Genomic DNA, 26,412 nt, shown 5'->3' with positions numbered 1-26,412 from the left:
GACTCCAAATAAGAACAAAACGGGAATATGCTCGGGTGTCTGCTGCTGCACCCGGGTTCCCATATGTTTGCCGAACTTGATGTCACGTCGAATTTCACCTTTCTGACCGGCGCGTCCCATCCTGAAGAGTATGTGACGCGGGCCGCAGAGCTGGGGATGACGGCTGTCGCCATCGCTGATGAAAATTCGGTGGCGGGGATTGTGCGGGCGCATGTGGCTGCACGTGAGATTCGCCGCCAACTGGCGGAACGGCAGGCTGTGATTGCGCGGGATGGGCCGATTGGGCCACCGCTGCCGCCGGGGTCGACGCACCGGCCCGGCCCGATCTTGTCTTGTGCGCCGCGGGTGCTGCCCGCCGCGCGGCTGATCCTGCGCGAAGGGCTGTGCGTCACAGTGCTGCCGCAGGACCGCGCGGCGTGGGGGCAACTGTGCCGCCTGTTGTCCCTCGGGCGGCTGCGGGCGCCAAAAGGGCAGTGTGATCTTGGTTTGGCGGATCTGATGGCGCACGCGTCGGGGCTCGAGCTTTTGCTTCATCCGCCACAGATCCTGCATGCGACAGGCGGCGCGGGGGGATGGTGGCCACAGGCGCAGGCGGTGACGCGCCGCTTTGCCGGGCAGGTGTCGTTGTTGATGCAGCCCGCCTATGATGGGCAGGACCCGGCGCGCTTCACGGCGATCGCGCAACTGGCCCGGTCGCTTGGCATTGCCCCGGTCGCCAGTGGCGCGCCGATCATGCATGATGCGCGCAGGCGCCGTCTTGCCGATGTCTTGACCGCGATCCGCACCGGTCAGCGCGTCGACCAGCTGGGCCGGATCGCGCTGGCCAATGCCGAGCAACGCCTGCGCAGTGCCAGCGAACTGCGCGCCATTCTGACAGGTCACGGCGCGGCGCTGGACCGCGCCGCCGAGATCGCGGCCCGGTGCCAATTCTCTCTGGACGAGCTGCGCTATGAGTATCCGTCCGAAACCGCAGACGGCGAAACCGCCGCGGCGCGGCTGGCCCGGCTGGCGCAAGACGGGCTGCGCTGGCGCTATCCTGCGGGGGCGTCGGACCGGGTCCGGGCGATGCTGGCGCATGAGCTAAGCCTGATTTCGCGACTGGGCTATGATCCCTATTTCCTGACCGTGCATGATATTGTCGCCTTCGCCCGGTCCCGCGGTATCCTCTGTCAGGGGCGCGGCTCGGCGGCCAATTCGGTGGTCTGCTATTGCCTTGGCGTGACCAGTGTCAGCCCCGAGATCGGCACTATGGTGTTTGAACGCTTCGTCTCCGAGGCCCGGGACGAGCCACCCGATATCGACGTCGATTTCGAACACGAGCGCCGCGAAGAGGTGATCCAGCATATTTATGCCCGCTATGGCCGCCACCGGGCCGGGCTATGCGCCACGGTCATCCATTATCGCGGCAAGCGTGCGGTGCGCGAGGTGGGCCGCGCCATGGGCTTGACCGAGGACACCATTGGCACCCTGTCCAGCCAGATCTGGGGCTGGGGCGGCGGGGCCATCGGCCCCGAGCGGTTGCAAGAGGTCGGGTTGGACCCCGCCGATCCGCTGCTGGTCCGGACTTTGGCGCTGGTCGAGGAAATTCAGGGCTTTCCCCGCCACCTGTCGCAGCATGTTGGCGGGTTCATCATCACCGAGGGACGGTTGGATGAACTGGTTCCGGTGGAAAATGCCAGCATGGATGACCGCACGGTGATCTGCTGGGATAAGGATGACATCGACGCGCTGGGGATCCTCAAGGTCGATATTTTGGCCCTTGGCATGCTCAGCTGCATTCGCAAGGCGTTTGATCTGGTCGCCCGTCATCATGGGGCGCGGTACAGTCTGGCCTCCCTCCCGCCCGAAGATCCGGCGGTTTATGATATGCTCTGTGCCGCTGATGCCATCGGGGTGTTTCAGGTGGAAAGTCGGGCGCAGTTGAATTTTCTGCCCCGGATGCGACCGCGCAGCTTTTACGATCTGGTGATCGAGGTGGCGATCATCCGCCCCGGCCCGATTCAGGGCGACATGGTGCATCCCTATCTGCGCCGCCGCAATGGCGAAGAAGCGGTGCAGTTCCCGTCAGACGCGCTGGGGGCGGTGCTGGGGAAGACGCTTGGGGTGCCGCTGTTTCAGGAACAGGCGATGCAGATCGCCATCATCGGCGCGGGCTTCACCCCGGACGAGGCCGACCGTCTGCGCCGGGCGCTGGCCACCTTCAAAAAGCACGGCAATGTGTCGGATTTCAAAACCCGATTTCTGACTGGAATGGCCAAAAATGGCTATGCCCTAGACTTTGCCGAACGCTGCTTCGGGCAGATCGAAGGCTTTGGCAGTTATGGGTTCCCCGAATCCCACGCCGCCAGTTTCGCGCTGCTGGTCTATGCCTCGGCTTGGTTGAAATGCCACCACCCGGGCATTTTCGCCTGCGCCTTGCTGAACGCGCAACCGATGGGCTTTTACGCCCCAGCCCAGATCGTACGCGATGCCCGGTTCCACGGCGTCGTGGTGCGCCCGGTCTGCATCAATGCCAGCTATTGGGACAATGTGATGGAACCGGACGGGAATGGCGGACTGGCCCTGCGGCTGGGCTTTCGGCAGATCAAGGCGCTGCGCGAAGATGAGGCCACTTGGATCACCGGCGCGCGCGGCAATGGCTACCGTAAGGTGGACGATGTCTGGCGGCGGGCCGGAACTGCACCGGCCCAGATTGCGGCGCTTGCCGAGGCGGATGCCTTCGCGTCGCTGGGGCTGACCCGTCGGCAAGCCCTGTGGGCGGCGCGGGCGATTACCGCCGTGAAGCCGTTGCCGTTGTTTGCCGGGGATTTGGATGGCGAGGGCGGGCTGGAACCGGCCGCGAACCTGCCAGAGATGACGCCCGGCGAAGAGGTGGTGGAAGATTACGTCGCCATGCGCCTGACCCTGCGCGCCCATCCGGTGGCATTGCTGCGGTCCCGGCTGACGCCGGGGATGCCAGCGGTGATGGTGGGCCCAGACTAAGGCCCACCACTGCCTGCGTTAAAGACGGCCCAAAAGCTCTGCCTTCTTGGTCTCGTACTCAGCTTGGGTCAGGATGCCATTGGCATGCAGGCTGGACAGCTTTTCGATCAGCCCGAAGATCTCATCGCTGTTGCCGCCATTGGATGGTGCGGCAGCGGGATTTTGCGGTGCTGGTTGCTGCGGCTCAGGCTGCTGCTGAACCGGTTGCTGTTGGGGGGCAGGCTCGGTCTTGCCTTGGCCCAGCGTGACAACCGGCAGATCGGCAACGCGCACCAAGCCATACTGGCTGGTAAAGGTGATCGACTGATCACCGCCCTGCTGTTGTGAAAACCCGCCGATATTGTGGTCGCCAATGTCATAAACCGTGACCGTGCCGTTATTGTCGATCGCCAGTCGCCGGGTGCTGGGGAACACCGCATAGCGCAGGTTGTTCTGCGATCCGCTGGACGAGGGCTGGCCAAGCTCGGCCGGCCAGCTTGATCCGCCTTGCATCCCGCCAGAGGTCGAGAAACTGCTGCCAAAGCCGTTGGATTGGCTTTGCGACTGGCTGGATTGGGGCTGAAACGGCGCCGGTTGCGGTGCGGGCTGGTACATCTGGTTGTTGGCCAGCGCTTGGGACAGTTCATTGCACATGTTGCTGACCATGTTCTTCAAGCCGTTGTTGAACATGTCCCCGATCATGATCATGCCGCCTTGTGACCACTGGCCCATGCCGCCCAATTCGAAATGGTTGAACTGCGCTTGGGTGCCATATCCGGCATTGATCGCCGAAAGAAGGGTCGAGACCGCATCGGTGCTGACGCCATAACGGGAGGCAACGTCCGAAACGATCTGCTGACCTTGAGGTGTCAGATTCTGCATTGTATTTGTATCTTTCAAAGTGGGAGGCCGGTGGATCTGCGCCGGTATGCCCACCATTTTCTGGAGGCAGTTACCTGCCATATAGACCATAAAACGCGGACAAGAGCTACTGGCGAAACCCGAAGCGGCGAAGACGCGGGCCAATTCTACTACACCATTGGTGCGGATTGGCCACAAATCCTGCGCCGATCACTGTCGCCGCCGCTTACCGACGCATCTAAAGGATTAACGATCGAAATGACCGAGCATTCTAATCTCCAACGACCCAGCCCGGCAGCTGTGGCCGAAACAATTGCGGCGCTCGGGGCGCTGTTCGGTGATCGGCTTCAAACTGGCCGGGCGTTGCGTGAGCAGCATGCCCACACGACCACGTGGCTTGCGCCGCAGTTGCCCGATGCTGTGATCTATCCGGCCAGTACCGAAGAGGTGCAGCAGATCGTCCAGGTGTGCGCCGCCCATGCTGTACCGGTCATTGGGTTTGGGGCTGGAACCTCTTTGGAGGGGCATGTGAATGCGCCCTTTGGGGGTATTTCGGTGGATTTTCGCGACATGGCGGCGATTCTTGACGTCCATGCCGAAGATCTGGATTGCCGGGTTCAGCCCGGCGTGACCCGCAAGCAATTGAACCAGCATTTGCGCGATACCGGATTGTTCTTTCCGGTCGATCCGGGGGCGGATGCCTCTTTGGGTGGTATGGCTTCGACCCGGGCGTCGGGCACAAATGCAGTGCGCTATGGCACGATGAAAGATCTGGTGCTGGGGCTGACCGCAGTGCTGCCCGATGGCCAGATCGTGACGACGGCACGGCGGGCGCGGAAATCCTCGGCCGGGTATGACCTGACCCGATTGATGGTCGGTGCCGAGGGGACACTGGGTTTGATCACCGAATTGACCCTGCGATTGCACGGCATCCCCGAAGCGATCTCATCGGCAGTGTGCAGCTTTTCATCGGTTCAGGACGTGTGCGATGCGGTGATTGCCACCACCCAAATGGGCATCCCGGTCGCACGGATGGAGTTTCTGGATGCCCTGACCGTCCGGGCCGTCAACGGCTATTCCAAGCTGGACCTGCCAGAAATGCCTCTGCTGCTGCTGGAGTTCCATGGGTCGGAAGCCAGCGTGGCCGAGCAAGCGGCCGCATTTGGCGAGATCGCGGAAGAGTTCGGTGCCACAGGTTTTCGCTGGACCACCGATGCCGAAGAACGCGGCCGTCTATGGCAGGCCCGGCACGATGCCTATTGGGCGACGCACAGCCTGCGCCCGGGGCTGCAATCCATGTCGACAGATGTCTGTGTGCCGGTATCAGCGCTGGCAAGCTGCGTGACGCAGGCGCGCGAACGGGCAGAATCTTTGGGAATGGTTGCGCCGATGCTGGGCCATGTGGGCGACGGAAATTTCCATATTCTGCTTCAAATCGATAAGGATGATGCAGAAGAGGTGGCACAGGCGCAGGCCTTCATGAGCTGGCTCAGCGAGCTTGCGATCTCACTGGATGGCACCTGCACGGGCGAGCATGGGATCGGGCAAGGCAAGGCCAAATATCTGGCAAGCGAACTTGGCGATCCGGCTGTCGCCATGATGCGGGCGATCAAACGCGCGGTCGATCCGAAGGGGATCATGAACCCCGGTAAGATCTTCGACGTTATTGCAGCGGACGCCGACTGACCCGGCCTCAATCGGCGGTGCTGAGATAGCGTACTGGACAGCCGGGCACCAACACTGCCGCCGAAAGCACGTCAAAGGCATAGGCGCCGCCATCCACCGGAATGCGGCGTCCATGCACGGCCAGTGGCCGGGTGATGGTGTGACCGTGGACGACCCATGGGCCGCTGTCGCGGCGGGTCTTCAGAAACTTGGCGGACCGGCCCCAGATCAGGGTGTCTTGGCGTTGGTCCTCTCGCGTCTGATCGGGGTCGAACGCGGCATGGACAACCACGACGTCACCGCTGGTCCAGAGTGTCGGCAGTGACCGCAGCCAGTCGAGATGCGCCGTGGGAATCGCCCGGCGCGCCAACTTGCGCAGGGCGTTCTGCGCAGCCGCGTCCGGCAGGCGCAACGGCACGAATACGCCATAGCTTTGTAAAGTTTCGCGTCCGCCATTCGACAGCCAGAGACTGCCGGACTCTTCTTGTTCCGCTAGAAAAGCGAGGCACATGGCTTCGTGATTGCCCATCAGGCAAGTGACGGTCATACCTGTTTCTTTTGTAAGGCCCATCAGCCGCGTCACCACGTTCCGGCTGTCAGGACCACGGTCAATATAATCACCGACGAACACCAAATCGGCTTGCGATCCGCAGCCGGCCTTGACTGCATCCCGGGTGATCAGCCGCAGCACAGCGTCAAGCAGGTCCTCCCGGCCATGAATATCCCCGACCACATAGAGGGGCCGGTCGGGTTGCGGATCTGACCCGGCCAATGGTTCTGTGGGTCGGGACGTGAAGCGATCAAGAATCCAGCGAAACGCGGCAGTCAACGGCGTCATCCGGCCTGCCGGCGGTTGGTTCCGGGCTTGGCGGTTCGTGCCATACGCCGGCGGCCCTGCAAATGCACATCGCGCCCCCAGTAGATCGCCAACAACCAGCCCGCGACAAAGCCACCGAGATGGGTTTCCCAAGCCAACTGTCCGGAAAGTAGAACGAAAAACACGACATTATACAGGATCAGAAAGGTCAGTGCCCGTCCGGTTGCCCAAAGGCTTTCGCCATAATGTTTGCGATCCAGAAAATCCCAGCAAACCCAGATTCCCATCAACCCGAACAAGGCCCCTGAAGCCCCGACCATCGGCCGGGTCATGGTCGAAAGCAGAGCGAAGCCGATCGATCCGCCGACGGTGGAGACAGCATAGGCCACAAGAAAACGCTTTTGTCCGATGCGGCGAACGATTGCGTTTCCAAGACTGAATAGGGCGATCATGTTGACCAGCAGATGTAGGGCGCCGCCATGCAGAAAGGCATAGGTGACAAACATCGTCACAGATTGACCATGAAATTCCGGCGCGGCACCATTTAACAGCGCAAGCCAGAATGCCCCGACATCATAGGCCCAACGGCGCAAGCCCGGTGGGCCTATCCACCGGTGATCCGAAAGGATCAACACCAACTCCACACTCACGTTTGCCACAATCAGGGCGAGAACCGTAAGCGGGATCCTCCCGAGGTGATGGGGTTGACGCACTGCGCGACCCTTTCGTTGATCAGTCTCCATCCCAGCTTAGCAGGCGACCATGGCGGATGAAAAGTGGGTTGCCATGCTAGCGCGGGGGAGCGCGGCGTTACTCGGGTACATACCGCGGCAACGCCTGAAGGGCATGACGCATGAACTCTTGCATCCTGAGGTCCGCAGCGGCTTCGTCTCCGTCGATGATCGGGCTTACGAAGCGGACCATTGCCCCGTCCATCCGGCCACGGGCCCAGCTGTCATACAACACCATGATTTTGGCATGGAAGTCATTGGTCATGCGGCGGCCCCGTTGCTCGAACCAATAATAGACCAGTTGTTTGCTCAGTCCCTTTTGAATTACGGCGCGATTGACGTCGAACACCCCGTACACTGTGTTGCTCATATCGACTTCATAGGGGTCAATACTGAAAACTTCCCAGCCGCCGACCGGCAAGCAAACCTCGGGCGAATGGATTCCGCTGCCTTCGCTTTGGTTCTCGTAATAGGCGACGAAGATGTTGACCGGAGCCTCGTCTTGCCCTGAATAGGTGGCAGAAACATAATCATCGGCACCCAACACTTTGGCGACGCTGGGAGTCAGAGATTCAAATGACGCGAACCGGCCGTCGATTTCCCGTGGGAACAGCATAAAGGGGCTTCGATCCGGGAGGGTTACGTCGGGTTTCGGGGTCAGAAACCAGCCAAGCGAAACTGCAGCCGTGACCACTGTTGCTGCCATCAGACCTTTCGACGGATGAATGGTCAGAATGCGCGAGAACATCGCCCCCAACCGGTCCATGTCGAGGTCAATGGCTTCGCTGAGCGGTTTCGGATTGGGCGTTAAACGCTGCAGCGCGATGGCCAATCCGAACAAAAGACCGACACAGGTCAGGAAGATGACCCACCCTTCGAAGAAGTGCAGAAATCCCTCAGCCTGCTCAATGCCGTAGTAATTCACCAAGACACCGATCATGCCGATGCGGAAGGAATTCATCAAGACGGTCAGCGGTGCCGCGGACAGTAGCAGGACCGCCTTGTGCCAGAACGGGCCGCGATAAAGGATCGAGAACAGATATGAGAAGGACAGGATGGGGAACAAATAGCGCAATCCGGAACAGGCTTCAGCGACCTGAAGTTTGTAGACCCCGAGATCGATGATATTGCCTTCTAGGACAACGGTCACGCCGGCCAATTTGACGAACCAAACGCCCAATTCTGACGAGATGCCCTGGAGAAATATCGACAATTGCCAGTAAACGGCTTGCGGCAATGGGAGCATGAAAATTAGATGCAGTACTGGCGCCCAATGGGTTTTGCCGCGCTGCCAACCGAAACACACAAGCACAACGCCCATCACCCAGATGATGAAGGCGTAGGCTACGATGTCACCGATTCGGACCACATTGCCGAAGGCCGCGATCGCCATTCCGAATGCGACGATCGCTATGCCGGGCCACCGGTTGACTGGGCCGCCGGTATCCAAGGGGGCTTTGCGCAATTCCCGTAGGAACAGATACATGGAAATGACGGGAATCAGCGGGCCGTGACTATATTCCGGAGTGGCCCACGCGCGCGCAAGGTCAGCGAAGCCGAGCCAGAAGATCGGGATCGAAACCGCAAGCAAAAGTACGAACAAAAGAAGGCCGGCCAAATCGACCGGACGTCCTGCGATTGAAAATCCTGTCGGTCGAGACGGGGTTTGTGCGTACATCAAAGGCTCACTCGCTTAAAAACAATTCCGGACTGGGAGCAAGATATACTACGTTCCCTTCCGCGGCACCCAAAGACTTTGTGAACTGGGCGCACTTCGCGGATCTTTTAGCGCACAGCTCTTAACGAATCGATGCGAAATCACGCCTTAGGCCGATGAAGACTGCATTAGAATTCGCCTCTGACGATGTGTCGTAGTCTTTCATCTGGTGTCGGTAGCCTGCAAAACCTGACCAATCTGGGGTCAAGACACGGGTATACTGCGCGGTCAGATTGACTCGGCTTTCATCGGGCTGGTCGTCAGCGTCATAGCGGGTCAGACCGGCATTGAGGCTCAGGTCGAACGATGACAGGGGCGTTACAAGGTAACTGTAGTCAATCGCTGCCCGAGAGACGATGATATTTTCGCCTTCATCATCAACGGTCGTGTTTTGAACGATATTCATCCCGATCTGCGATCGCGGCAACAGATAGGTATAATCGATATTGCCGATGGCCCGGACGTTGGTATCGGCGTTTGAGGACGCGCCGAGATTGTAGGACAACGCGCCGCCCAGCAATTGTCTGGACCTGCCATAGGTTACATCATAGCGCTCGCCATTTTCGTCAACGCGCGAGGAAAACCCGAAGCGGTGCTCGCCGTCGGGGACTGTTCTGGTGAAATCAACCCGTCCAACAACACCAGAGGCCGTCTCATCCCCAGTGGTCTTTTCGGTCAGAACCTCAGAATAGCCCAGTCGAACGGACACATCCAATGCCGGATTGATGCTTCCATCAAAGCCCGTATCCAACGTCTTACGGGTTCGATGCGTATCGACGCTGTCCCCGACGTCTTGAACGTCATAGCCGCCGCCAAACGTCCAGCGCAGGATGGGGCTGATCAAAACTCCGAATTCGCCGTTCAAAAAACCTTCTTCCAGATTGTCGTTCGATTCGGTGGAAGAACCCGATAGGTCGTAATATTTCCGCTGAAACAAGAGACCATCAAATTTGAAGCTGAGCGGCCCGTTTTGATTGATGAAGCCGCCAAAGGTCGATCGCACAGTTTCGACATTCCCATCGGAATTGGAGTCGTCAAACGTGCCGTCGGGGTTCAAATCTCCCAACGGATCGAAGAAATCCAGATCATACCGACGGAGCGCGAGGTTGAAATAGAGCGAACTGTCATCGGTCGCTCTGGTAAACCGAAGGGTCAGCCGGGGATCATCAAATAAGGTTTCTGTTCCTTGACCGGGCAGGTCCGCCACACGTGCCGTGCCCTGAGCATCCAGAAACAGCGTGTCGGTGAGAGTCCGGCTGTTCAGGCTGGCCCCGACCGTGGTGTTCCACAGAAACGAATTCCCGGGAGACGTCGGACTGAGGTCGTAGTTGTCGTTCGCCTCAAGGTCGGTGACGATGCGTGCCGTTGTTCGCGCGGTTTGGCCCGATACAGTTTGCGCGACCGCGTGGCTGACCAGTGATAGGCACAACCCACCACAAGTCAGAATGACTGTTGGAAATATTCTTGCCACGTTATCAGCCTGTTATTCGAACAACCGTCGTTCCGGAACGAAGATGATGTCGCCATCACGCATGGTGGTATTTCCGCTGATTGCGGCGCCGTCTCCAACCTTTTTAAGGTTGAACAGGAATACGGCCTCTTGGCCCGTGGAGGGATCCGTGCGGCGCAACTGAACCCGTTTGGTTGCCGCGAATTGGTTGAAGCCACCGGTTGAGGCCAGAGCCTGAAGGAAATTTACTCCGGAGGTAACCTGAACCGGTCCGGGATTGTTGACCTGTCCGACCACATAAATCGTGATCGTCGGACCGGTCTGACCCGCCGCGGCTTGTGCGAGCGACGCAACCGAAACGAATACGGTCGGTGCGGATGCAAAATTCGGGGCCAGCGCGGATTTTAAGCTGGATTCGACCTGACGGATGCTGCGCCCTTCGGCGTTCAGTGTCCCCACGAATGGGAACGTGATCGAGCCATCCGGCAGAACCATGACATTCCGGTTCAGACTGGGATCCTCAAGGACTTCCACAGACAGAACATCGCCTTGTTGAAGGTTATAATTCTGAGCAACGCCGGGAGACGCGAAAAGAATGAAAGCCAGTAGTCCAAACAGTAGTCGCATAGTCCTGTGCCTCTCAGAAATTCAGTGCCTTGTGACGGCAAGCTGACGTGATGCTACGGTTAGATGGCCTAATGTAGAAGCCCTTTGTGTCGCAAATGGCCTTTTGCGGGGGTACCGTCTTTTCCCTGCAACAGGTTCCGGTAAACTGATGCCGGTTCAAGTAACCATTTGATTACGATCCGTGGAAGAAGTCGTAGATCAATTGCGCCAATGCGTCCGAAATTCCATCGACGGCTTTCAGATCGGCCAAATCGGCACGGCTGACGGCCTTCGCCGAGCCGAAATGTGCCAGCAGGGCGCGTTTCCGGCTTGCGCCCACGCCTGGAACGTCATCCAGCGGCGTTGCGCCGACGGCTTTGGCTCGTTTCGCGCGATGGGTGCCAATGGCAAACCGATGTGCCTCGTCGCGAAGTCTTTGAATGAAATACAGCACCGGGTCGTTGTGCCGAAGCGCCATCGGGCGTTGTCCGGTGCGATGGAACTCTTCCTTGCCGGCATCCCGGTCGACGCCCTTGGCGACCCCGATCATCGGAACGTCGCCGACCCCTAAGTCTTCCATGATGCCGCGGACAGCGCTGACTTGCCCCGCCCCGCCATCAATCAGTAGCAGATCAGGCCATGTTCCTGCAGACCGGTCGGCATCCTCTTTCAGGAGACGATGAAAGCGCCGCGTCAGAACCTCTTTCATCATCCCGAAATCGTCGCCGGGGGTCAGGCCGTCACCGCGAATATTGAACTTACGATAGGAATTCTTCATGAATCCGTCAGGTCCAGCCACGATCATCGCACCTACGGCATTTGTGCCTTGGATATGCGAGTTGTCATAAACTTCGATTCGCTGCGGGGGCGCGTCCAGATCGAAAGCTTCGGCCAGACCCTTCAACAGCTTCGCTTGGGTGAGGGTTTCCGACAGGCGTCGGGCAAGGCTTTCGCGGGCATTCCGGGCCGCACCAGCCACCAATTCTGCCTTCTCGCCGCGCAGGGGAACCGAGATGTCGACCTTTCGCCCTGCTTTTTGCGCCAACGCTTCGAGCATCAGATCTTCGTTGTCGATTGGATGGGACAGCAACAACTGACGGGGTGGTTCGCGGTCGCTGTAGAATTGACCGATGAAGGCTTCCAGAACCTCACCGGCTTCTGCGCCTGACCCGGTGCGCGGAAAGAAATCCCGGTTGCCCCAATTCTGATTGCCGCGGATGAAGAATACCTGAACGCAGGCTTGGCCGCCTTCAAGATGCAGCGCGATGACATCGGCTTCGGTCACGCCGCGCGGGTTGATGCCTTGTGAGGATTGGACATGGGTCAAAGCGCGAATCCTGTCCCGCAAGGCTGCGGCGCGCTCAAATTCCATCGCTTCTGCGGCTTCGGCCATCTGTAGCGCCAAATCCGCCTGAACCTTGGTCGAGCGTCCGGACAAAAACCGTTCTGCGTCGGACACCAGGCTGCGATAATCCTCTGCGCTGATCTCGCCGACGCAGGGGGCGGAGCACCGCTTGATCTGAAACAGCAGGCAGGGGCGGGTTCTGCCTTCGAACATCGTGTCGGAACAGTTCCGCAGTAGAAACACCTTTTGCAATTGATTGAGCGTCCGGTTGACCGCGCCGGCGCTGGCAAAGGGGCCGTAGTAATTGCCCTTATCTGTTTTCCGGCCACGATGCTTGCGGATCTGCGGAAAGTCATGGTCCTTGGCGACCAGAATATTCGGAAAGCTTTTGTCATCGCGCAACAGCACGTTGTAGCGCGGCTTCAGTTGCTTGATCAGGTTCTGTTCCAGCAGCAGGGCTTCGGTTTCGGTACGGGTGGTCAGGAACATCATCGATGACGTTTCCCGAATCATCCGGTCGATTCGTCCGCTATGACCGCTGGGCCGCGCATAGTTCGACACCCGGGCCCGCAAATTGCGCGCCTTGCCGACATACAGCACCCGATTGCTGGCATCGAGCATCCGGTACACGCCTGGCGAACCATCAAGGGTCTTCAAGTAGCTTTGGATCCGTGCATAGCCGGTGAGGATGGTGTCGTCTGTCATGCCGCTCATTGTGTTAACTTTCGATTCCTCCGGCGGGGTCCTGCAAATTCTATTGAGTGGGTACAAGCGAAAACATATGCACTGAATCTGTGGATAAGTCTGGTGGTATCTTTTGGGCTACCCGGTTTTTCCCTTCATTTGTTGGGACTTCGTTGAGTTGCCTAATTTATAGGCGCAGCTGCAATGTGCTGAAAAATAACGAAAAAAATATTCACATTTGTAACGCGATGAAAAAGCTAACGTTTTTATGAACGCTTTGGGGCCGTCAGGATGCCCGTGCACAACTTGTCGGATCAGTCAACGCCCAACTCGTCAGGAGTCTGCCATCCAAGGTGCTGCCCACCATCCACACAGATCAGTTGCCCCGTCACCGCAGGCGCGTTGATCAGATAGTGCAGGGCGGCGGTGATGTCCCCAAGGTTGACGCCGCGTCCAAGGACCGTAGCGGCCCGTTGAGCCGCGAAATTGGCTTCGGACTGTCGCGCACCCTGAAGGGTTGGGCCGGGGCCAATGGCATTCACCCGCACCTTGGGGGCCAAGGCTTGTGCCGCTGTCTGAGTGAAGGCCCACAGCCCCATCTTGGCGATGGTGTAGCTCATGTGCTGCGGTGTGAGTTTGCGCACCTTCTGGTCGATCATGTTGACCACAAGGGCGCGCGGCAGCGGCTCTCCGTATTGGTCATATGCCGGGTCTGGGGCTTGGGCCGCGAAGGCTTGGGTCAGGACGACAGGGGCGCGCAGATTGCTTTCAATATGCCGATCCCAACTGCGCCGTGTTCCGGTGGCCACCGTATCATATTCAAAGATCGATGCGTTGTTGACCAGAAGTGTGAGCGGGGTCGTAAGCTCCGCCGCGGCCCGGTCGACCAGCGTGGTGGTCTGATCTTCGTCCAACAGATCAGCCTGAAGCGGAATTGCACGGCACCCCATTGCCCGGATCTCTTCGACAACGCTTTCGGCGGCTTGTTGCGACGACGCGTAATGCACCGCGACATCGAACCCCGCTTCAGCCAAAGACAACGCCATCGCGCGTCCCAAGCGTTTTCCGGCACCGGTGACGAGGGCAGTTCCGGACATTGAATGCCCTCCTAAAACAGCAAGAATCCGATATAGACAAAGTACAGCGCGGTGAAAATGATCCCGGCGAGCCGGGTCAATGTCCACCCCAGAAGCACAAAGGGCGCCAGCAGCAGCGAGCTTGCAACCATGACCCAGAGGTCAACGCGCAGAAACGCCGGATCAACCGGAATCGGGGCGACAAGGCTCGTGACGCCGATAATGGCCAGCAAATTGAAGATATTCGAGCCAAGGACATTCCCCAAAGCCACATCTGCATTCCTGCGCAGGGCGGCCATGACGGTCGTTGCCAATTCAGGCAGCGATGTGCCGACTGCGATCAGGGTCAGGCCGATAACGGTGTCGCTAACCCCGAAGTCAGTGGCGATCCGAACACCGCTTTCCACCAAAAGCTGCGCCCCCAGTGGCAATCCAATCAACCCAAGGACAAGAAACAGGGCAACTTTCCAGCCCCGCATCGCCGGATCCGCACCTTCGACATCCTCAAGGTCATCGTCGCTGTCACCCGTGTTGGTCGCCGCGTTTCGACGATATTGCCGCGCCCGCCGGACCTGATCCAGAATCATCAGACTAAGCGCCAAAAGCAGGATGATGCCGTCGATCCATGAGATCGGGCCTATGAAACACATGGCGACGAACGCCAGCGTCACGCCAATCATGATGGCATAATTGCGGACCGTATCGCCACTGCTGCAGTGCAGACCTGAAATGATGGCCGGAATGCCCAAGACCAACAGGATATTGGCCGTGTTCGACCCGACGACATTGCCAAGGGCAAGGCCGGGTGCTCCTTCCAAAACCGCGCTAATGGCGATGAGAAGTTCAGGGGCTGAAGTGCCGAACGCGACGATCGTTAGACTGACAATCATCGCGGGGATGCCCAGTCGCAGGCTGAGGTTTACAGCCCCCCTGACCAAACTGTCTCCGGCGAAAAGAAGTATGACAAGGCCGAGGCTCGCTTGCAGCCAATCCATGATTAAAGGGTCTTTCTGCCGCAATCACATTTAGATTTCCCGATCCGGTACTTACCGCAGCGGGAGCATTTCAGCGCTTTCAGCTTGGCGGCACCGGGCATACGCAGGCGTCCGAACATCGCCAACGCGACCATTCCGATCAAAAACAGGCTGACAACTTTAATCATGGTTCAAAGGCCATAGCGGGCGAACAACGCGCGCTCTTCGATGCCATCCATAGCCTGCGCCATGATGTTCATTCCAAATCGTTGCAGCAGGCCGCGCCGCATTCCATAGGGTCGGAACTTGACCTTGTCGCCAAACCGTTCCCGCATTTTCGGCACCAGATGGCCGATGCCATCTGCAAGGCCCAACGCGACAGCGCGGTCACCTGTCCAGATGTCTCCGGTAAAGAGGTCTGTATTCGCATCAAGGCGGGCGCCGCGGCGCTCGGTCACGTGAGAGATGAATGTGCCGTGGATTTGATCCAATAGGGTCTTCAGGCGGGCGACATCTTCGTCTCGTTCGGGCTTGAATGGGTCCAGCATGCTTTTCGACGTCCCGGCGGTGTAGACCCGCCGTTCGATTCCATGACGTTCGATAAAGGTATTCGCACCAAAAGACGACGAGATCACCCCGATGGATCCCACAACCGAACAGGGATCAATCCAAATTTCATCGGCGGACGCGGCAAGCCAATAGCCCCCAGATGCGGCCACGTCTTCCACGAAGGCAAAGACCGGAACATTCTTCTCCTTGGACAGACGCTGAATGCGGGCCCCGATCAATGAAGATTGGACCGGACTACCCCCAGGTGAATTTAGCGCTAGGGCAACGGCGACGGGCTTGCCCTTTGTGAATGCGCGTTCAAGCACTGGGGCCAGCGTCTCGTCATTCAGGCCAGCACGATTGCTGGCAGCAATGACCCCGGACAGTCTGACGACAGAAATGACAGGCGGTGACTTTACGAACGGGATCCAACGTTTCATCGTCAAGACATAGGATGCCCAATCCAACTCAACAAGGCGCAAAGCGGAGGCGATGTTATAAGAAAGACCCCGACGGATCGACGGGGTCTTTGGTGGCGGTCGGGCCGCTACGCAGTTTGGTGTGGGCTGGTGCGGCGGGCGTTACCAGAGGCCGATGATATTGGTGGCCGAGGTGCCCGACGCCAGAACTTTGCGCAATCGGATCGGAAGGATGACTCCAGCGGGAACCCCGCGCAAGGTCACCTGCGTCCCCGACATGAACTCCACAGCAAGATCGCCGCCGCCGCCGACATAAATTGCGCGAGTGACATGGCCCAGTGTCCCATTTCCCGGGGTGATGCTTTCAGCGTCCACTGCGGGCGACGACAGGCCGGGTGCCACACGATCATAGGCGTCAGTCATTGGGCTATCCTTTAATTGAGAGCAGGGCCGCGTTTTGCGTTCCCCGGATTACAAGTCGTATCGATTGTTTCGACGTCTCGGCATCCTGTGCGATGCTGACCCGATGGCCTGAAGCGCGGCGATAACATCAGTGGACTGTGACCGGAACGAGTTAACACTGGCTTTGACCAGCGTACGGTGGTTCTGTAAGCGCCAGATGGATCTTCTGTGCAGGGAAGGGGGCCGGGAATGAAACGATCAGTCTTCCTTTTCATTGCTGGGGTCTGCCTGATGCTTCTCAGAGCCGGAACGGCGGAAGCGCAGCTTTTAGCCACCGGCGTGCAGGGGGACAGAACCGCGCCGATCGTCGATGGAATTGCCCCGGTCACAAGCCAGAATACGTGGCGGGATCCCTTGACCGGGGTGTGGAGGGTCGGTCTCGCACCGGATCCGTCCCGACTGCGCCAACCGGTCGTAGACCCGGCTAGCGCGGCGCCGGCGATGGGGATGTTGCGGCGGCTTTACGCCCAAGGCCGTGCGGCGGGGCTTGCAACAACGCTCTATGATAACCGGGATCGAGATCACTCTCCTTTATCGCCGACGGCATTCCCGCAATTGAGCCATACTGCCTATAGCCAAGACCTTTCGGCGATGAATCTGGATTACAACTGGGCGGGCGGGATTCTGTTTCCACTCGCGGTCATCGGCAATTCATCGACGGCCCGGGTGTCTGGGCCCTTGGCGCGTAGCTTGGGGCGCATCTCAATGGGTGGGCAGATCAACGCCGAACGATCTTACGAGCTTTATGCGCACAACCATTCGTATGTGTATCCTGAACACCGCGACCACGACCCGAACACCGGCGATCGGTTCTTCGCCAATGCCCCTTATTTCCTGATGTCTCAGGGGTCATCCTACAGTGATAAGCCGTTTGTGACTGCTTTGGCCCTGATCTATGCCAGCTACACACCCGAGACGCGGGCGCGTCTGGACGAAAGTGGTTTATTGGCTTCTGTCACCCAAATGGTGCTTCGGCGCAGCTTGAGTGGCATTCAAACCCCACAGGATTATTTGTCGCCGCGGGCGCACCCGGTCGTGTTTGACAAGTCGCAGTTGCGCCCTGCCGCGATGGTTGGGCTGGCCAACGCTATCATGCCGGACGCGATCCCGCCGATGGTCAAATTGAAGGTCGAGAGCGAATTTCCGGTTGAGGCGGGCCGGGACTATTTGGCGGATAATCTTGACGAAGTCATCTTCACGACGCCGTCGGCCATCGCCCGGGCATGGCGTTCCTTCGCATATTCGCGCAGCATGTCTATCAGCGCTTCGGAAACCGTGGATCCGAATGGGCGTCCTTTGACGTTCCATTGGGTGATCCTTCAAGGCGATCCGCAACGGATCGATATTCAAGTGCGGGACAGCGGCGACAGTGCGGATATTCGGGTGGATTGGCAGGGCGCGATTCCCTCATCCACCGGGGCGAATATGATGTCGAGCCGCGTTGATATTGGGGTGTTCGCGGATAATGGCGTCTGGATATCCGCCCCAGCCATTGTGTCGATCAGCTTCCCCGTGTTCCAGAACCGCATATACGAGGGACAGGATGGCGCGACGCCGCGTCTTGTGTCGCTGGATTACGTTGTTGATCCGGACGACATTTATGCAGATCCGACCCTATGGCCTACGGCCGATTGGGATGACACGATCACCTATGACCCAAACGGTGCGATCTCGCAGATCGTTCGAACCTTTCCGGATGGCCAAACCCAAACGCTGACTATGGGATTGGCCGATTTTATTCGCAATCAAACCTTCGGCGTGCCGGACAGGATCCGCCATTCGTCGACCCGCGCCCCCAAAGGTCAACTGCGTCTTGATGCGCATGTGGTGGACTAAAGTCGCACTCCGCGCGTTTTACGCCGATCTGCTAACTATAGGAGTAATTATAGCCGTATGACGATCCGGTTAGGCGGCACTTGTTCATCACAACCCCCATGACTTGCGTCATCGAGGCAATTTCGGATTCGGCGACATCAATTTCGCTGATTGTGGTCATTTCGGCCGCAGCCACAAGGATGGCTGCGTCGGCAAAGCCGAGGAAGCCATGCGTGTCATCACTTCCCAGCATTGGCGGGGCGTCGAAAATCACGATGTCTGGAGCATAGATCGCTTCAATCTCTTTCAGCCTGTCATGCGCGGCGGAACTTTGAAGAAGTTCCGACGAGTTGGACACAGGGGAGCTGTTGGTCCCGAAAGCCAAGTTTGGACCATAGGACACGATGTGTTGTGCCGGCTCGTCCTGACCGTTGAGGACGCGGGCAAACGCCATTTTTTCTGTAAGACCAATGGTGTTGGCAAGCTCTGGGCGACGCATATCTACTTCGATGACCAAGGTGCGAAGTTCAGCCTGACGTGCCAAGCTAAAGGCAAGATTAGCGGCAATCGTGGTCTTTCCACACTGCGCCGTCGGCGACGTGACGACAATCCGGCGCCAGTTGTTTGCCTTGGCTTGCTGCAGGATCTTTGTGCGCATCATATCGAACGGCCCTGCATCGTTTCCCCCGAAATACGAGACGACCCGATTGGCGCGTAAAATTCGTTCGTTCGGCTCGAATGATCGCAAAGCTTGCCAAGCTTCGTTGGTCGATCCCTCGGACCGAGAAGCCATTTTGTTGCGAGTCAATGTCGGGCTGGCGGGGGGCGTCGTGCCGCCGGTCTGTCCGCGACGCTCCCGTGCGCGACTGAGTGCTTCTTGAAGTCGTTCCATGGTCTGTCCTCGTGTCGCTGACCCAAATGCGTCTTGGGTCGAAGTCTACTCAGTCGATTTGTTTAGAAGTTCACCGAAAAACCAAACCTGTTGGCAAAGGGTTCGATCAATGTGTCCAGCGGAAAATATAGGTTGTGAACCGCAAACAGTAAGAGCGGTACGAGGATCACGAAGAAAGCGATAATCGAAAACAACACCATCCGTCTCGCGACCACTTCGCGGTCGGTCCTCAGGTAAGGCAGAACAGCGAGAGGCGTGATCCCAAGTTTGTCCGTGATCTGCTCAGGCCGTCGGATCGCGCTATTCAGTAGCTCCATCAGAAACACCAGTCCCACACCGGAGGCCATGCCGATCCCAAGCCCCGCTGCCGAAATCAGAACCCGGTTTGGTTTGGTCGGACGGTCGGGCGGTGTGGCTTGTTCGAGGACGCTGATCCGTTGTCCCTTCGACAAGAGTTCAATGCGCTCGCCCGTTGCGGCTTGCGACAACCGGCTTGCGGTCTGAGTATACTGCGCCTGAATATTGGCGTAGTCCCGTTGCAACTTATCCAAGGTAATCGTGTTGGACGGAATGCGCGACAACTTTTCGCCAATATCCTCCAACTCCTGATCAATGCGTGTGATTTCTTCGAGCCGGAATTGGATGTTGGAATCGATTTGAGCCAACTGCGATTCGAAGACGCTTTGGGCGCTGGAAACTTGTTCCGTAGGATCGACCCCGGTTGCGCTGGTATCGGACAGGGCCGCCGTCAATGCTTGCCGCGCCTGATCCACTCTTGCGATCATGACGCGCAGCTTGGGGTTTTGCTCTGAGTAGATCAGCTTTGCATCGGCCAACTGTCGTTCCGCAGCTTCCAGAGCGATCTCCTCGGGCAATTGTGCGACAGAAGCCGACTGGATGTTGCCTGTCCGTTCGAAAATGTCGACCACTTGGGTGCGTTGGTCACGCAGCGACTGGAGCTCGCGATCGCGGATTGCCCGATCGTTGATCAATGTGGCGCGGCGGGTCTGAAGCGGGTCTAGATCCTGCGGAAGACTGCCGGTGTTCTCGGTTTGAAACTTAAGAATTTCGGCGCTCTGAGCGTCCAAATCACCGCCAAGACGGTCCCGTTCCTGTTCAAAGAATTCAAGTGTGTCGCTGGCCCGCGACGTGCGCATGGCTACATTGTCTTGCAAAACCAGTGTGACGAATTCGTTCGTAACCTGAGCCGCTGTATTCGCTGTATCCGAGCGGAATTTGATCGTGACGATGGTTGCGGCGTTCTTTCCTGTGGAACTACTGAGGGTCAACCGACTCCGCATATCGTCAACCATGGCGCCTGCCGTGAGCGGTTCGCCGTCATTTGGGGCGTCTTTGTAGATTCCTAAGCGGTTGGAGATGTCGAGCAGCGTTTCACGCGTTCGCATCCGCTGCTGAATAATCTGAATTTGTTCTGTGGCCCCTGTGTTCACTGTCGAAGCGGCCAAACTGTTCGGAATCTGTTCAGACTCAACCAAGAGAATCGCCTGGGCTTCGTATTCGGGGGGCAAGAGAAACGCCAGCGTCACGCCAATCGACGTGCATAGCGCCGTCAAAAAGACAAAATATGGGCTGCGACGCCAAAAAATGCTAAGATAGTAACGCAAGTCAAATTTCATCGACCTTGCCTCCGTCTAGGTTGGCAGCACCGAAGAAAACACCGTCAGCCAGAACCGATTCGACGGTTTCCAGTGAGACCATGTGTTCGTCGGCAGAAAAAGCATAGACCAGACTTAAGTCACAAATCTGGTTCACCAACCGCGGAATGCCGTTAGTAATCGCAAAGATCCGATCGATTGCATCGCGACCGAATTCTTCGCCGGTTCCTCCTGCCACCTGCAAGCGATGGGCTATGTAGGCCCCGACGTTCTCGCGGTTCATCGCGGAGAGATGGAAACTGGATCCGACACGCTGGACAAATTGCTTCAACTCAGGACGGGAGATCAAGGCGCGCAATTCCGGTTGGCCGACGAGGACCAGTTGCACCAACTCATCTTTGTTGGTGTTAATATTCGTCAACATCCGCAGTTCTTCAAGGGTTTGAACGTTCAGGTTTTGGGCTTCGTCGATGATCAAGATGACGCGCTTTCCGTTGGAATAGGCCTCCAACAGGAAGTTCTGAAGTTGGTGGAACAGTTGCACATAGGATGCCTTCGGATCGAAATCTTCGCCCACAGAATGCAAAACCCATTGAAGCAGTTCGCCGCGATCCCCTTGCGCGTTCGAGATCAACCCAACAACAACGTCGTCGGACAAAGTTTTCAGCAGATGCTGCAACAAGGTTGTCTTCCCGGCACCGATTTCGCCCGTCACAACCGTGATGGGAGATCGAGTCAGGATGCCGTATTCCAGCATCGTATACGCAAGGCGGTGTGATCGTGACCAGAACATGAAGTCCGGATCTGGAACAAGCGTAAAGGGGCGCTCGCGAAATCCGAAATGCGTGTTGTAAATGTCTACAGGGGCTGTTGTGTTCATTGTTCCTAAACCGACGACTTTCACCAACTTGGTGCACTGCTAGAGCGTCGTCAAATACCAAACACCGCAGTTGCGATGACTACCATTGTTACACGTTAGCTTTAGGCGCAACGCCCTCTGAAAAGAAGCCAAAAATCCCGTCCGGTGCGATTGGTCGCAAGTTTGCCGTAGCATGCCCCAGCATGAAGGAGAAACTCTTTGGAATTGGTGAATAGCGATTCTGAGGCTGCGCGAGCGCCGAGGTTTCCGACAGACCCGCGGTGGGCCACCGTTTCGCTGAATCGGCATAATCCTGCTTAATTTTAGTCAATTTGCCACCTGAACAGCCTAAACAAATTGCTTACCTTGACGAGGGTTTTGGTATAAGCTGGTGAAATCAATGGGTTGTCTGGTAGGTTAAAGTTTGAGGTAAGAGAGTAAGAAGATTGAAACATATGGGATGCACGTGTTATGCATCGTCTGCGCACCTCACGTTCTTGTTGAATGAGATGTGGTGCCCTTGGCGTTCGTGTTTGTAATCTTTTAGTGCATCGAGGTAACCGTTTTGACTGCGCATTTCCCTAATTCCCCAGACGTTGTGACAGGCATCGTCGACTATACGCCCTCCAAGAGTGTGTATCGCGAGTATTTTAAGCGCGTTTTCGATGTTGTGTTCGTGCTGGCCGCGGCAGTGGTCATCGTGCCGGTAGTCGCGATCCTTTGTTTTCTTGTGGCGCTGGACGGGTCGAGCCCGTTCTTTATCCAGCGTCGTGTGGGCAAGGGTGGGCGGCTGTTCTCGATGGTTAAACTCCGCTCGATGGTTCCGAATGCAGATCGGAAGCTGGCCGTTTATCTTGCAAGCAATGGTGAGGCCCGTGCCGAGTGGGACCGGACTCAGAAGTTGAAGCACGATCCGCGGGTGACGTGGGTTGGCCGCCTGATCCGCAAAACTTCGCTTGATGAGCTGCCGCAGTTTTGGAATGTGCTGATGGGGAGCATGAGTGTGGTCGGTCCGCGTCCCATGATGCCGTCCCAGCGCGATCTGTATCCGGGCCAAGCCTATTTTGCGCTGAAGCCGGGCGTGACCGGTTTTTGGCAGATCGGCGATCGCAACAATACTTCGTTTGCCGCACGTGCGCGCTATGATGCCGAATATTATAAGAAGTCATCGATGACCACAGACCTCTGGGTGATCGCGAGAACCCTAAAGGTTGTCGTGCGCATGACCGGCGTCTAGTTTCATCTGTCAGAGAAAATGTTACTATGGTCGCAGGTCCTCTGCGGCCATTTTAATTTTTAGGTCATTCGTCGAAGATAGAACGAGAGAACCTGAAGCAGTGTGGGTGAAAAATGAGACAGTTTAAGGGCCTTTTGACCGCGTCGATGTTTGTGGCCGTTGCGTTGGTTGCTGGATGCGAAACGGTCGAGGAAAAGGCGCAAAGCCATTACGAGGCTGCCGTCGCGCTTGTGAATGAGGGCGATCTGGATCGCGCGATCGTGGAGCTGAAGAGCGTCTTTAAGCTGGATGGGGAGAACTACGATGCGCGGATGCTGTACGCCGAACTCAAACAGGAGCAAGGCGACGCGCAAGAAGCTTATGGACATTATCTCCTTGTAAGCGAACAGTTTCCTGACGACTTCCCGGCTAGGTTGAAGCTGGCAGAGATGGCGATCAATCTTGGCGCTTGGGACGAAGCCGAGCGGCATGCGCTGGCCGGTCTAGAGTTGCAGCCAGACAATCCAGAGTTGGCCCCCATTCTCATCGCCGTCCGATATGCAGAGGCCGTCCGGCTCAGCGATCAGGCTGAGATGGAGGCCGAATATGCGCTGGCGCAGGCTTGGCTGAAAGACAATCCCGGTGACACAAACGCTCGCCAGGTTGTGCTCGACAAACTGGTTCGTGAACAAAAGCCTTACGCGGCCTTGGATTCTGTTGATGAGGCTCTCGAACTCGATCCGCTGAATACACAATTCAACCAGACCAAACTCTCACTCTTAGCTCAGTTGGAAGATCTCGAGGGCTTGGGCGGACACCTTCAGACGATGGTGGTCCGGTTTCCTGAGAACCAGGAAGTCCGGACGGCTCTGGTGCGTTGGTATCTCGCGAAAGGTGACGCTGTGGGCGCGGAGCAATTCGTGCGTGAGCTTGTCGTCGAATCCGGGGATGACATAGAGCCACGAGTCGCTTTGGTCCACTTCCTAAATCAGATCAATGGCGTTGACGCTGCCATCGCCGAACTTGATGTGCTGATCGAGGAAGGGTTGGACGATGATACGTTCCGGCTGCTGCGGGCCAGCCTTGTCTTTGACAAGGGAGATCGTGATGTGGCGATTTCTCAGATGCAAGAACTAGTAGACGGGCGGTCTTCAGATGACGTCAGCCGCAAAATGGAGACGACACTGGCCCGGATGTTGGACGCAACAGGGCAGACCGAGGAAGCGAAAGAACTGGTGGCCAAGGTCCTTGCTGAGGACAACACCGATGTAAATGCGCTTAAGCTCAAGGCGGAATGGCTGATCAGCGACGACCAGGTCCCTGACGCGGTGCTTGCGCTGCGCACTGCCCTTGATCAAAGTCCGCGCGATTCAGAAACCATCACATTGCTGGCCCGTGCGTATGAGCGCGGCGGTAACCGGGAATTGATGGCGGAAAGTCTGGCATTGGCTTACGAAGCGTCCAACGCTGGTGCCGGAGAAAGTCTGCGCTACGCGACTTACCTTATGCAGAACGAGAAATATCTGACGGCGGAAGAGGTCCTGCTTAAATCTCTGCGGGGCGCGCCCGGAAATGTTGTGTTGTTGCGATCTCTGGCCGATACCTATCTTGCGCTGAACGATCTTCCCAGAGCAGAGCAAGTCGTGCACGGGATGCGTCAGATCAATACTGATGACGCGCGTAACTTTGCCAATGCACTGGAAGCTACGATTCTGCTCCGGACCTCTCGCACGGATGAGAGCATCCAATTGCTGCAATCGATGGTCGCCGAGGACAGTGCGGGGATCGGCCCACAGGCCGCGATCATCCGGACCCATCTTGCCAACGGCGAAATCGGCAACGCGCGGCTTTATATGGATGAGCTTCTTGCGCAAGCCACTGCAAACGGGGACGAGAGCAACCCAAATCTCATGTTCCTGAATGCGGCGCTGTTTGCGACCGAAGGGGACTACGATCAAGCCAACACGATCTACCGCAAAATTTTGGACACAACACCAGAACTCGAGGCGGTTTGGCGCGCATTGATTTCGACGACCGTGCGTCAGGGTGACATTGAAACCGGAGAGAAAATCGTCGACGAAGCGCTGGAAGTCCTGCCTGAGTCTGCGAATCTGTTGTGGATCAAGGCGGGCTTGGCCGAACAGAATGGCGAAATTGACGAAGCCATTGCTATTTACGATGGTCTTTACAAAGCCGATTCCAATTCGACCATCGTCGCCAATAATTTCGCAAGCCTTCTGGCGAATTACCGGGGTGACAACGACAGCTTGCAACGGGCGTACGTGATTGCACGGCGTTTGCGGGGCACGACCGTGCCTGCCTTCCAGGATACCTATGGTTGGATCGCCTTTCGCCTCAGCAATTACAATGAAGCCGTGGAGTATTTGGAACCAGCCGCTGTCGGACTCCCCAACGATCCGTCAGTCCAATACCATCTCGCCAAGGCCTATGTCGCACAGGGAAATTCTGCGGAGGCGATCCCATATTTCCAACGGGCCGTCGACCTCTGGGCGGATACGGATCTTGCTGACGCAGCAGATGCACGGTCTGAATTGGATCGGCTCAGCAGTGCGGGATCGGCGCCAACGGCCACTGAGTGAGAGCCATCGCGGCTGCGCCGATCGGACCTTGCGATCCGATCGGCGCACAACGTCAGTGACTGACCGATCTAACTCCGGACCCTGCCTATCTGGGTCCGGCATTGCCGATGGGCCAAACAGTGGGTACGCCGCTGCATCTTGGTCTTTCGGGGCCGCCACCTTTTCGATAGATGTGTTCGTATGAGATGGACCATTCCCAATATTCTGACCGTGTTCCGACTGCTGGCTGCACCCTGTGTCGCCTTGGTGTTCGTGATCTTTGCGCGTCCCACAGCCGATTGGATCGCCCTCGCCCTGTTCGTCGGAGCTGCGATCACCGATTGGTTTGATGGCTATATCGCGCGCGGATGGCATCTCCAAAGCCGATTTGGGACGATGCTTGATCCCATCGCGGACAAGGCCATGGTGATTATCGCCCTGACCGTCGTGGTGGCCCTCTCTGGGTTGGACCCGCTATTGGTCGTGCCCGCAGCGGTGATTCTGTTTCGAGAAGTGTTCGTGTCAGGTCTGCGAGAGTTTCTTGGCGCGGATGCCAGCACCCTTAAAGTGACCAAGCTTGCCAAGTGGAAAACCACGGTTCAAATGGTGGCGATCACGCTTCTGTTGCTCAGCCTCGGATTGCAAGAAGAACATGCCTCGCTTTTCTATGCGCTGTCATCGGACGATTACGCGCTGGCGATGGACGCCGGACCGAGCGGTTGGAATTACGTCTGGTGGGTTGCGCAGTCCGGTTGGCTGACGGGCTTGTGTGGAGTGGTCTGCTTCTGGCTGGCTGCGGTTCTGACCGCTATCACGGGCATCGATTATTTCGTGAAGGCTCTGCCGTTTCTGCGTGAGGATGGTCGCGGATGATCGACGTTCTCTACTTCGCGTGGGTGCGCGAACGCATCGGACTGCCAAAAGAACGGATTGAGACACGTGCCGCAACCATTGCCGATCTTGTGGCGGAATTGGCGGCGCGGGATGACCGCTATGCGATGGCATTTTCGGATCTGACGGCGATCCGTGTCGCTGCAGATCAGGTTCTAACGGATTTTAACGCGTCCTTGACCGATGTACGCGAAGTCGCCTTTTTCCCGCCCATGACCGGTGGCTGA

General features: G+C 57.7%; 22 protein-coding genes and 1 pseudogene. 7 read left to right on the top strand and 16 right to left on the bottom strand.

The genetic code is table 11. The features are described 5' to 3' along the window. Positions 1 to 63 precede the first annotated feature (63 nt). Positions 64 to 2,982, top strand: coding sequence for an error-prone DNA polymerase (locus tag BV911_RS06390; RefSeq protein ID WP_086052787.1), 2,919 nt, complete (start codon positions 64 to 66; stop codon positions 2,980 to 2,982). 18 nt (positions 2,983 to 3,000) lie between these two features. On the opposite strand, the gene BV911_RS06385 is transcribed toward BV911_RS06390, so the two are convergent. Beyond that, entirely contained in the window at positions 3,001 to 3,843 is an 843-nt protein-coding gene (locus tag BV911_RS06385) for an SHOCT domain-containing protein (RefSeq protein WP_086052761.1), read from the bottom strand. 237 nt (positions 3,844 to 4,080) lie between these two features. Between BV911_RS06385 and BV911_RS06380 the strand changes: the two genes are divergently transcribed. Beyond that, positions 4,081 to 5,508, top strand: a complete 1,428-nt coding sequence (locus BV911_RS06380; RefSeq protein WP_086052760.1) for an FAD-binding oxidoreductase — start codon at positions 4,081 to 4,083, stop codon at positions 5,506 to 5,508. Between the two features lie 7 nt (positions 5,509 to 5,515). Here BV911_RS06380 and BV911_RS06375 read toward each other — a convergent pair whose 3' ends face one another. The 11 genes from BV911_RS06375 to BV911_RS06330 form a co-directional block, all read right to left on the bottom strand. Beyond that, positions 5,516 to 6,325 (bottom strand): metallophosphoesterase family protein, encoded by an 810-nt coding sequence (locus BV911_RS06375; RefSeq protein WP_086052759.1) that lies wholly within the window; start codon positions 6,323 to 6,325, stop codon positions 5,516 to 5,518. After that, the gene (locus BV911_RS06370) at positions 6,322 to 6,954 is read right to left on the bottom strand and encodes a rhomboid family intramembrane serine protease (RefSeq protein ID WP_205963808.1); all 633 of its coding nucleotides are present in this window, start codon (positions 6,952 to 6,954) and stop codon (positions 6,322 to 6,324) included. The genes BV911_RS06375 and BV911_RS06370 overlap by 4 nt, the downstream gene beginning before the upstream one ends. Positions 6,955 to 7,114: 160 nt before the next feature. Then, complete coding sequence (xrtD, locus tag BV911_RS06365) at positions 7,115 to 8,653, bottom strand: VPLPA-CTERM-specific exosortase XrtD (RefSeq protein ID WP_240512168.1); 1,539 nt, start codon at positions 8,651 to 8,653, stop codon at positions 7,115 to 7,117. A 181-nt stretch (positions 8,654 to 8,834) separates the two neighbouring features. Next, on the bottom strand, positions 8,835 to 10,223 hold the full coding sequence (locus BV911_RS06360) for a hypothetical protein (RefSeq protein WP_139840044.1): 1,389 nt from the start codon (positions 10,221 to 10,223) through the stop codon (positions 8,835 to 8,837). A gap of 12 nt (positions 10,224 to 10,235) precedes the next feature. Then, on the bottom strand, positions 10,236 to 10,829 hold the full coding sequence (locus BV911_RS06355) for a polysaccharide biosynthesis/export family protein (protein WP_086052755.1): 594 nt from the start codon (positions 10,827 to 10,829) through the stop codon (positions 10,236 to 10,238). 172 nt (positions 10,830 to 11,001) lie between these two features. Then, positions 11,002 to 12,867 carry an excinuclease ABC subunit UvrC gene (uvrC, locus tag BV911_RS06350; RefSeq protein ID WP_086052754.1) on the bottom strand — a complete coding sequence of 622 codons (1,866 nt, stop codon included), beginning with the start codon at positions 12,865 to 12,867 and terminating at the stop codon, positions 11,002 to 11,004. Positions 12,868 to 13,151: 284 nt separating this feature from the next. Continuing rightward, on the bottom strand, positions 13,152 to 13,934 hold the full coding sequence (locus tag BV911_RS06345; RefSeq protein ID WP_086052753.1) for an SDR family oxidoreductase: 783 nt from the start codon (positions 13,932 to 13,934) through the stop codon (positions 13,152 to 13,154). An 11-nt stretch (positions 13,935 to 13,945) separates the two neighbouring features. Continuing rightward, complete coding sequence (locus BV911_RS06340; protein WP_371587905.1) at positions 13,946 to 14,908, bottom strand: calcium/sodium antiporter; 963 nt, start codon at positions 14,906 to 14,908, stop codon at positions 13,946 to 13,948. 2 nt (positions 14,909 to 14,910) lie between these two features. Further along, positions 14,911 to 15,075 carry a hypothetical protein gene (locus BV911_RS19550; protein ID WP_168183999.1) on the bottom strand — a complete coding sequence of 55 codons (165 nt, stop codon included), beginning with the start codon at positions 15,073 to 15,075 and terminating at the stop codon, positions 14,911 to 14,913. A gap of 3 nt (positions 15,076 to 15,078) precedes the next feature. After that, positions 15,079 to 15,876, bottom strand: a complete 798-nt coding sequence (locus BV911_RS06335) for a S49 family peptidase (RefSeq protein ID WP_086052785.1) — start codon at positions 15,874 to 15,876, stop codon at positions 15,079 to 15,081. Between the two features lie 141 nt (positions 15,877 to 16,017). Further along, positions 16,018 to 16,278 carry a hypothetical protein gene (locus BV911_RS06330; RefSeq protein ID WP_086052752.1) on the bottom strand — a complete coding sequence of 87 codons (261 nt, stop codon included), beginning with the start codon at positions 16,276 to 16,278 and terminating at the stop codon, positions 16,018 to 16,020. A gap of 228 nt (positions 16,279 to 16,506) precedes the next feature. Here BV911_RS06330 and BV911_RS06325 point away from each other — a divergent pair, with 228 nt between their 5' ends. Then, positions 16,507 to 18,153, top strand: a complete 1,647-nt coding sequence (locus tag BV911_RS06325; protein ID WP_086052751.1) for a hypothetical protein — start codon at positions 16,507 to 16,509, stop codon at positions 18,151 to 18,153. A gap of 31 nt (positions 18,154 to 18,184) precedes the next feature. On the opposite strand, the gene BV911_RS06320 is transcribed toward BV911_RS06325, so the two are convergent. The 4 genes and pseudogenes from BV911_RS06320 to BV911_RS06310 all read right to left on the bottom strand — a co-directional run bounded on the left by BV911_RS06320 (position 18,185) and on the right by BV911_RS06310 (position 21,520). Continuing rightward, positions 18,185 to 19,024 carry a CpsD/CapB family tyrosine-protein kinase gene (locus BV911_RS06320; RefSeq protein WP_086052750.1) on the bottom strand — a complete coding sequence of 280 codons (840 nt, stop codon included), beginning with the start codon at positions 19,022 to 19,024 and terminating at the stop codon, positions 18,185 to 18,187. Between the two features lie 62 nt (positions 19,025 to 19,086). Further along, complete coding sequence (locus tag BV911_RS06315; protein ID WP_240512167.1) at positions 19,087 to 20,337, bottom strand: GNVR domain-containing protein; 1,251 nt, start codon at positions 20,335 to 20,337, stop codon at positions 19,087 to 19,089. A 135-nt stretch (positions 20,338 to 20,472) separates the two neighbouring features. After that, a pseudogene (locus tag BV911_RS20355) lies at positions 20,473 to 20,661 on the bottom strand (Wzz/FepE/Etk N-terminal domain-containing protein); the annotation flags it as partial. Further along, a complete protein-coding gene (locus BV911_RS06310) occupies positions 20,651 to 21,520 on the bottom strand; it encodes an ExeA family protein (RefSeq protein WP_086052748.1) in 870 nt (289 codons plus the stop codon). The gene BV911_RS06310 and the pseudogene BV911_RS20355, both read right to left, overlap by 11 nt. Positions 21,521 to 22,097: 577 nt before the next feature. Between BV911_RS06310 and BV911_RS06305 the strand changes: the two genes are divergently transcribed. From BV911_RS06305 to moaD, 4 genes are all read left to right on the top strand, one after another. Further along, positions 22,098 to 22,736, top strand: coding sequence for a sugar transferase (locus BV911_RS06305; RefSeq protein ID WP_240512166.1), 639 nt, complete (start codon positions 22,098 to 22,100; stop codon positions 22,734 to 22,736). Positions 22,737 to 22,966: 230 nt separating this feature from the next. Continuing rightward, positions 22,967 to 25,315, top strand: coding sequence for a tetratricopeptide repeat protein (locus BV911_RS06300; protein WP_168183998.1), 2,349 nt, complete (start codon positions 22,967 to 22,969; stop codon positions 25,313 to 25,315). Between the two features lie 180 nt (positions 25,316 to 25,495). Beyond that, positions 25,496 to 26,167, top strand: a complete 672-nt coding sequence (pgsA, locus tag BV911_RS06295; RefSeq protein WP_086052745.1) for a CDP-diacylglycerol--glycerol-3-phosphate 3-phosphatidyltransferase — start codon at positions 25,496 to 25,498, stop codon at positions 26,165 to 26,167. Continuing rightward, positions 26,167 to 26,412 (top strand): molybdopterin converting factor subunit 1, encoded by a 246-nt coding sequence (moaD, locus tag BV911_RS06290; RefSeq protein ID WP_086052784.1) that lies wholly within the window; start codon positions 26,167 to 26,169, stop codon positions 26,410 to 26,412. The genes pgsA and moaD overlap by 1 nt, the downstream gene beginning before the upstream one ends.

The sequence above is a fragment of the Pseudoruegeria sp. SK021 genome (assembly GCF_002119405.1).
Taxonomy (GTDB): Bacteria; Pseudomonadota; Alphaproteobacteria; order Rhodobacterales; family Rhodobacteraceae; genus Meridianimarinicoccus.
Note: the sequence above shows the minus strand (reverse complement) of the source record. Positions and strands in the feature narration are given on the sequence as shown.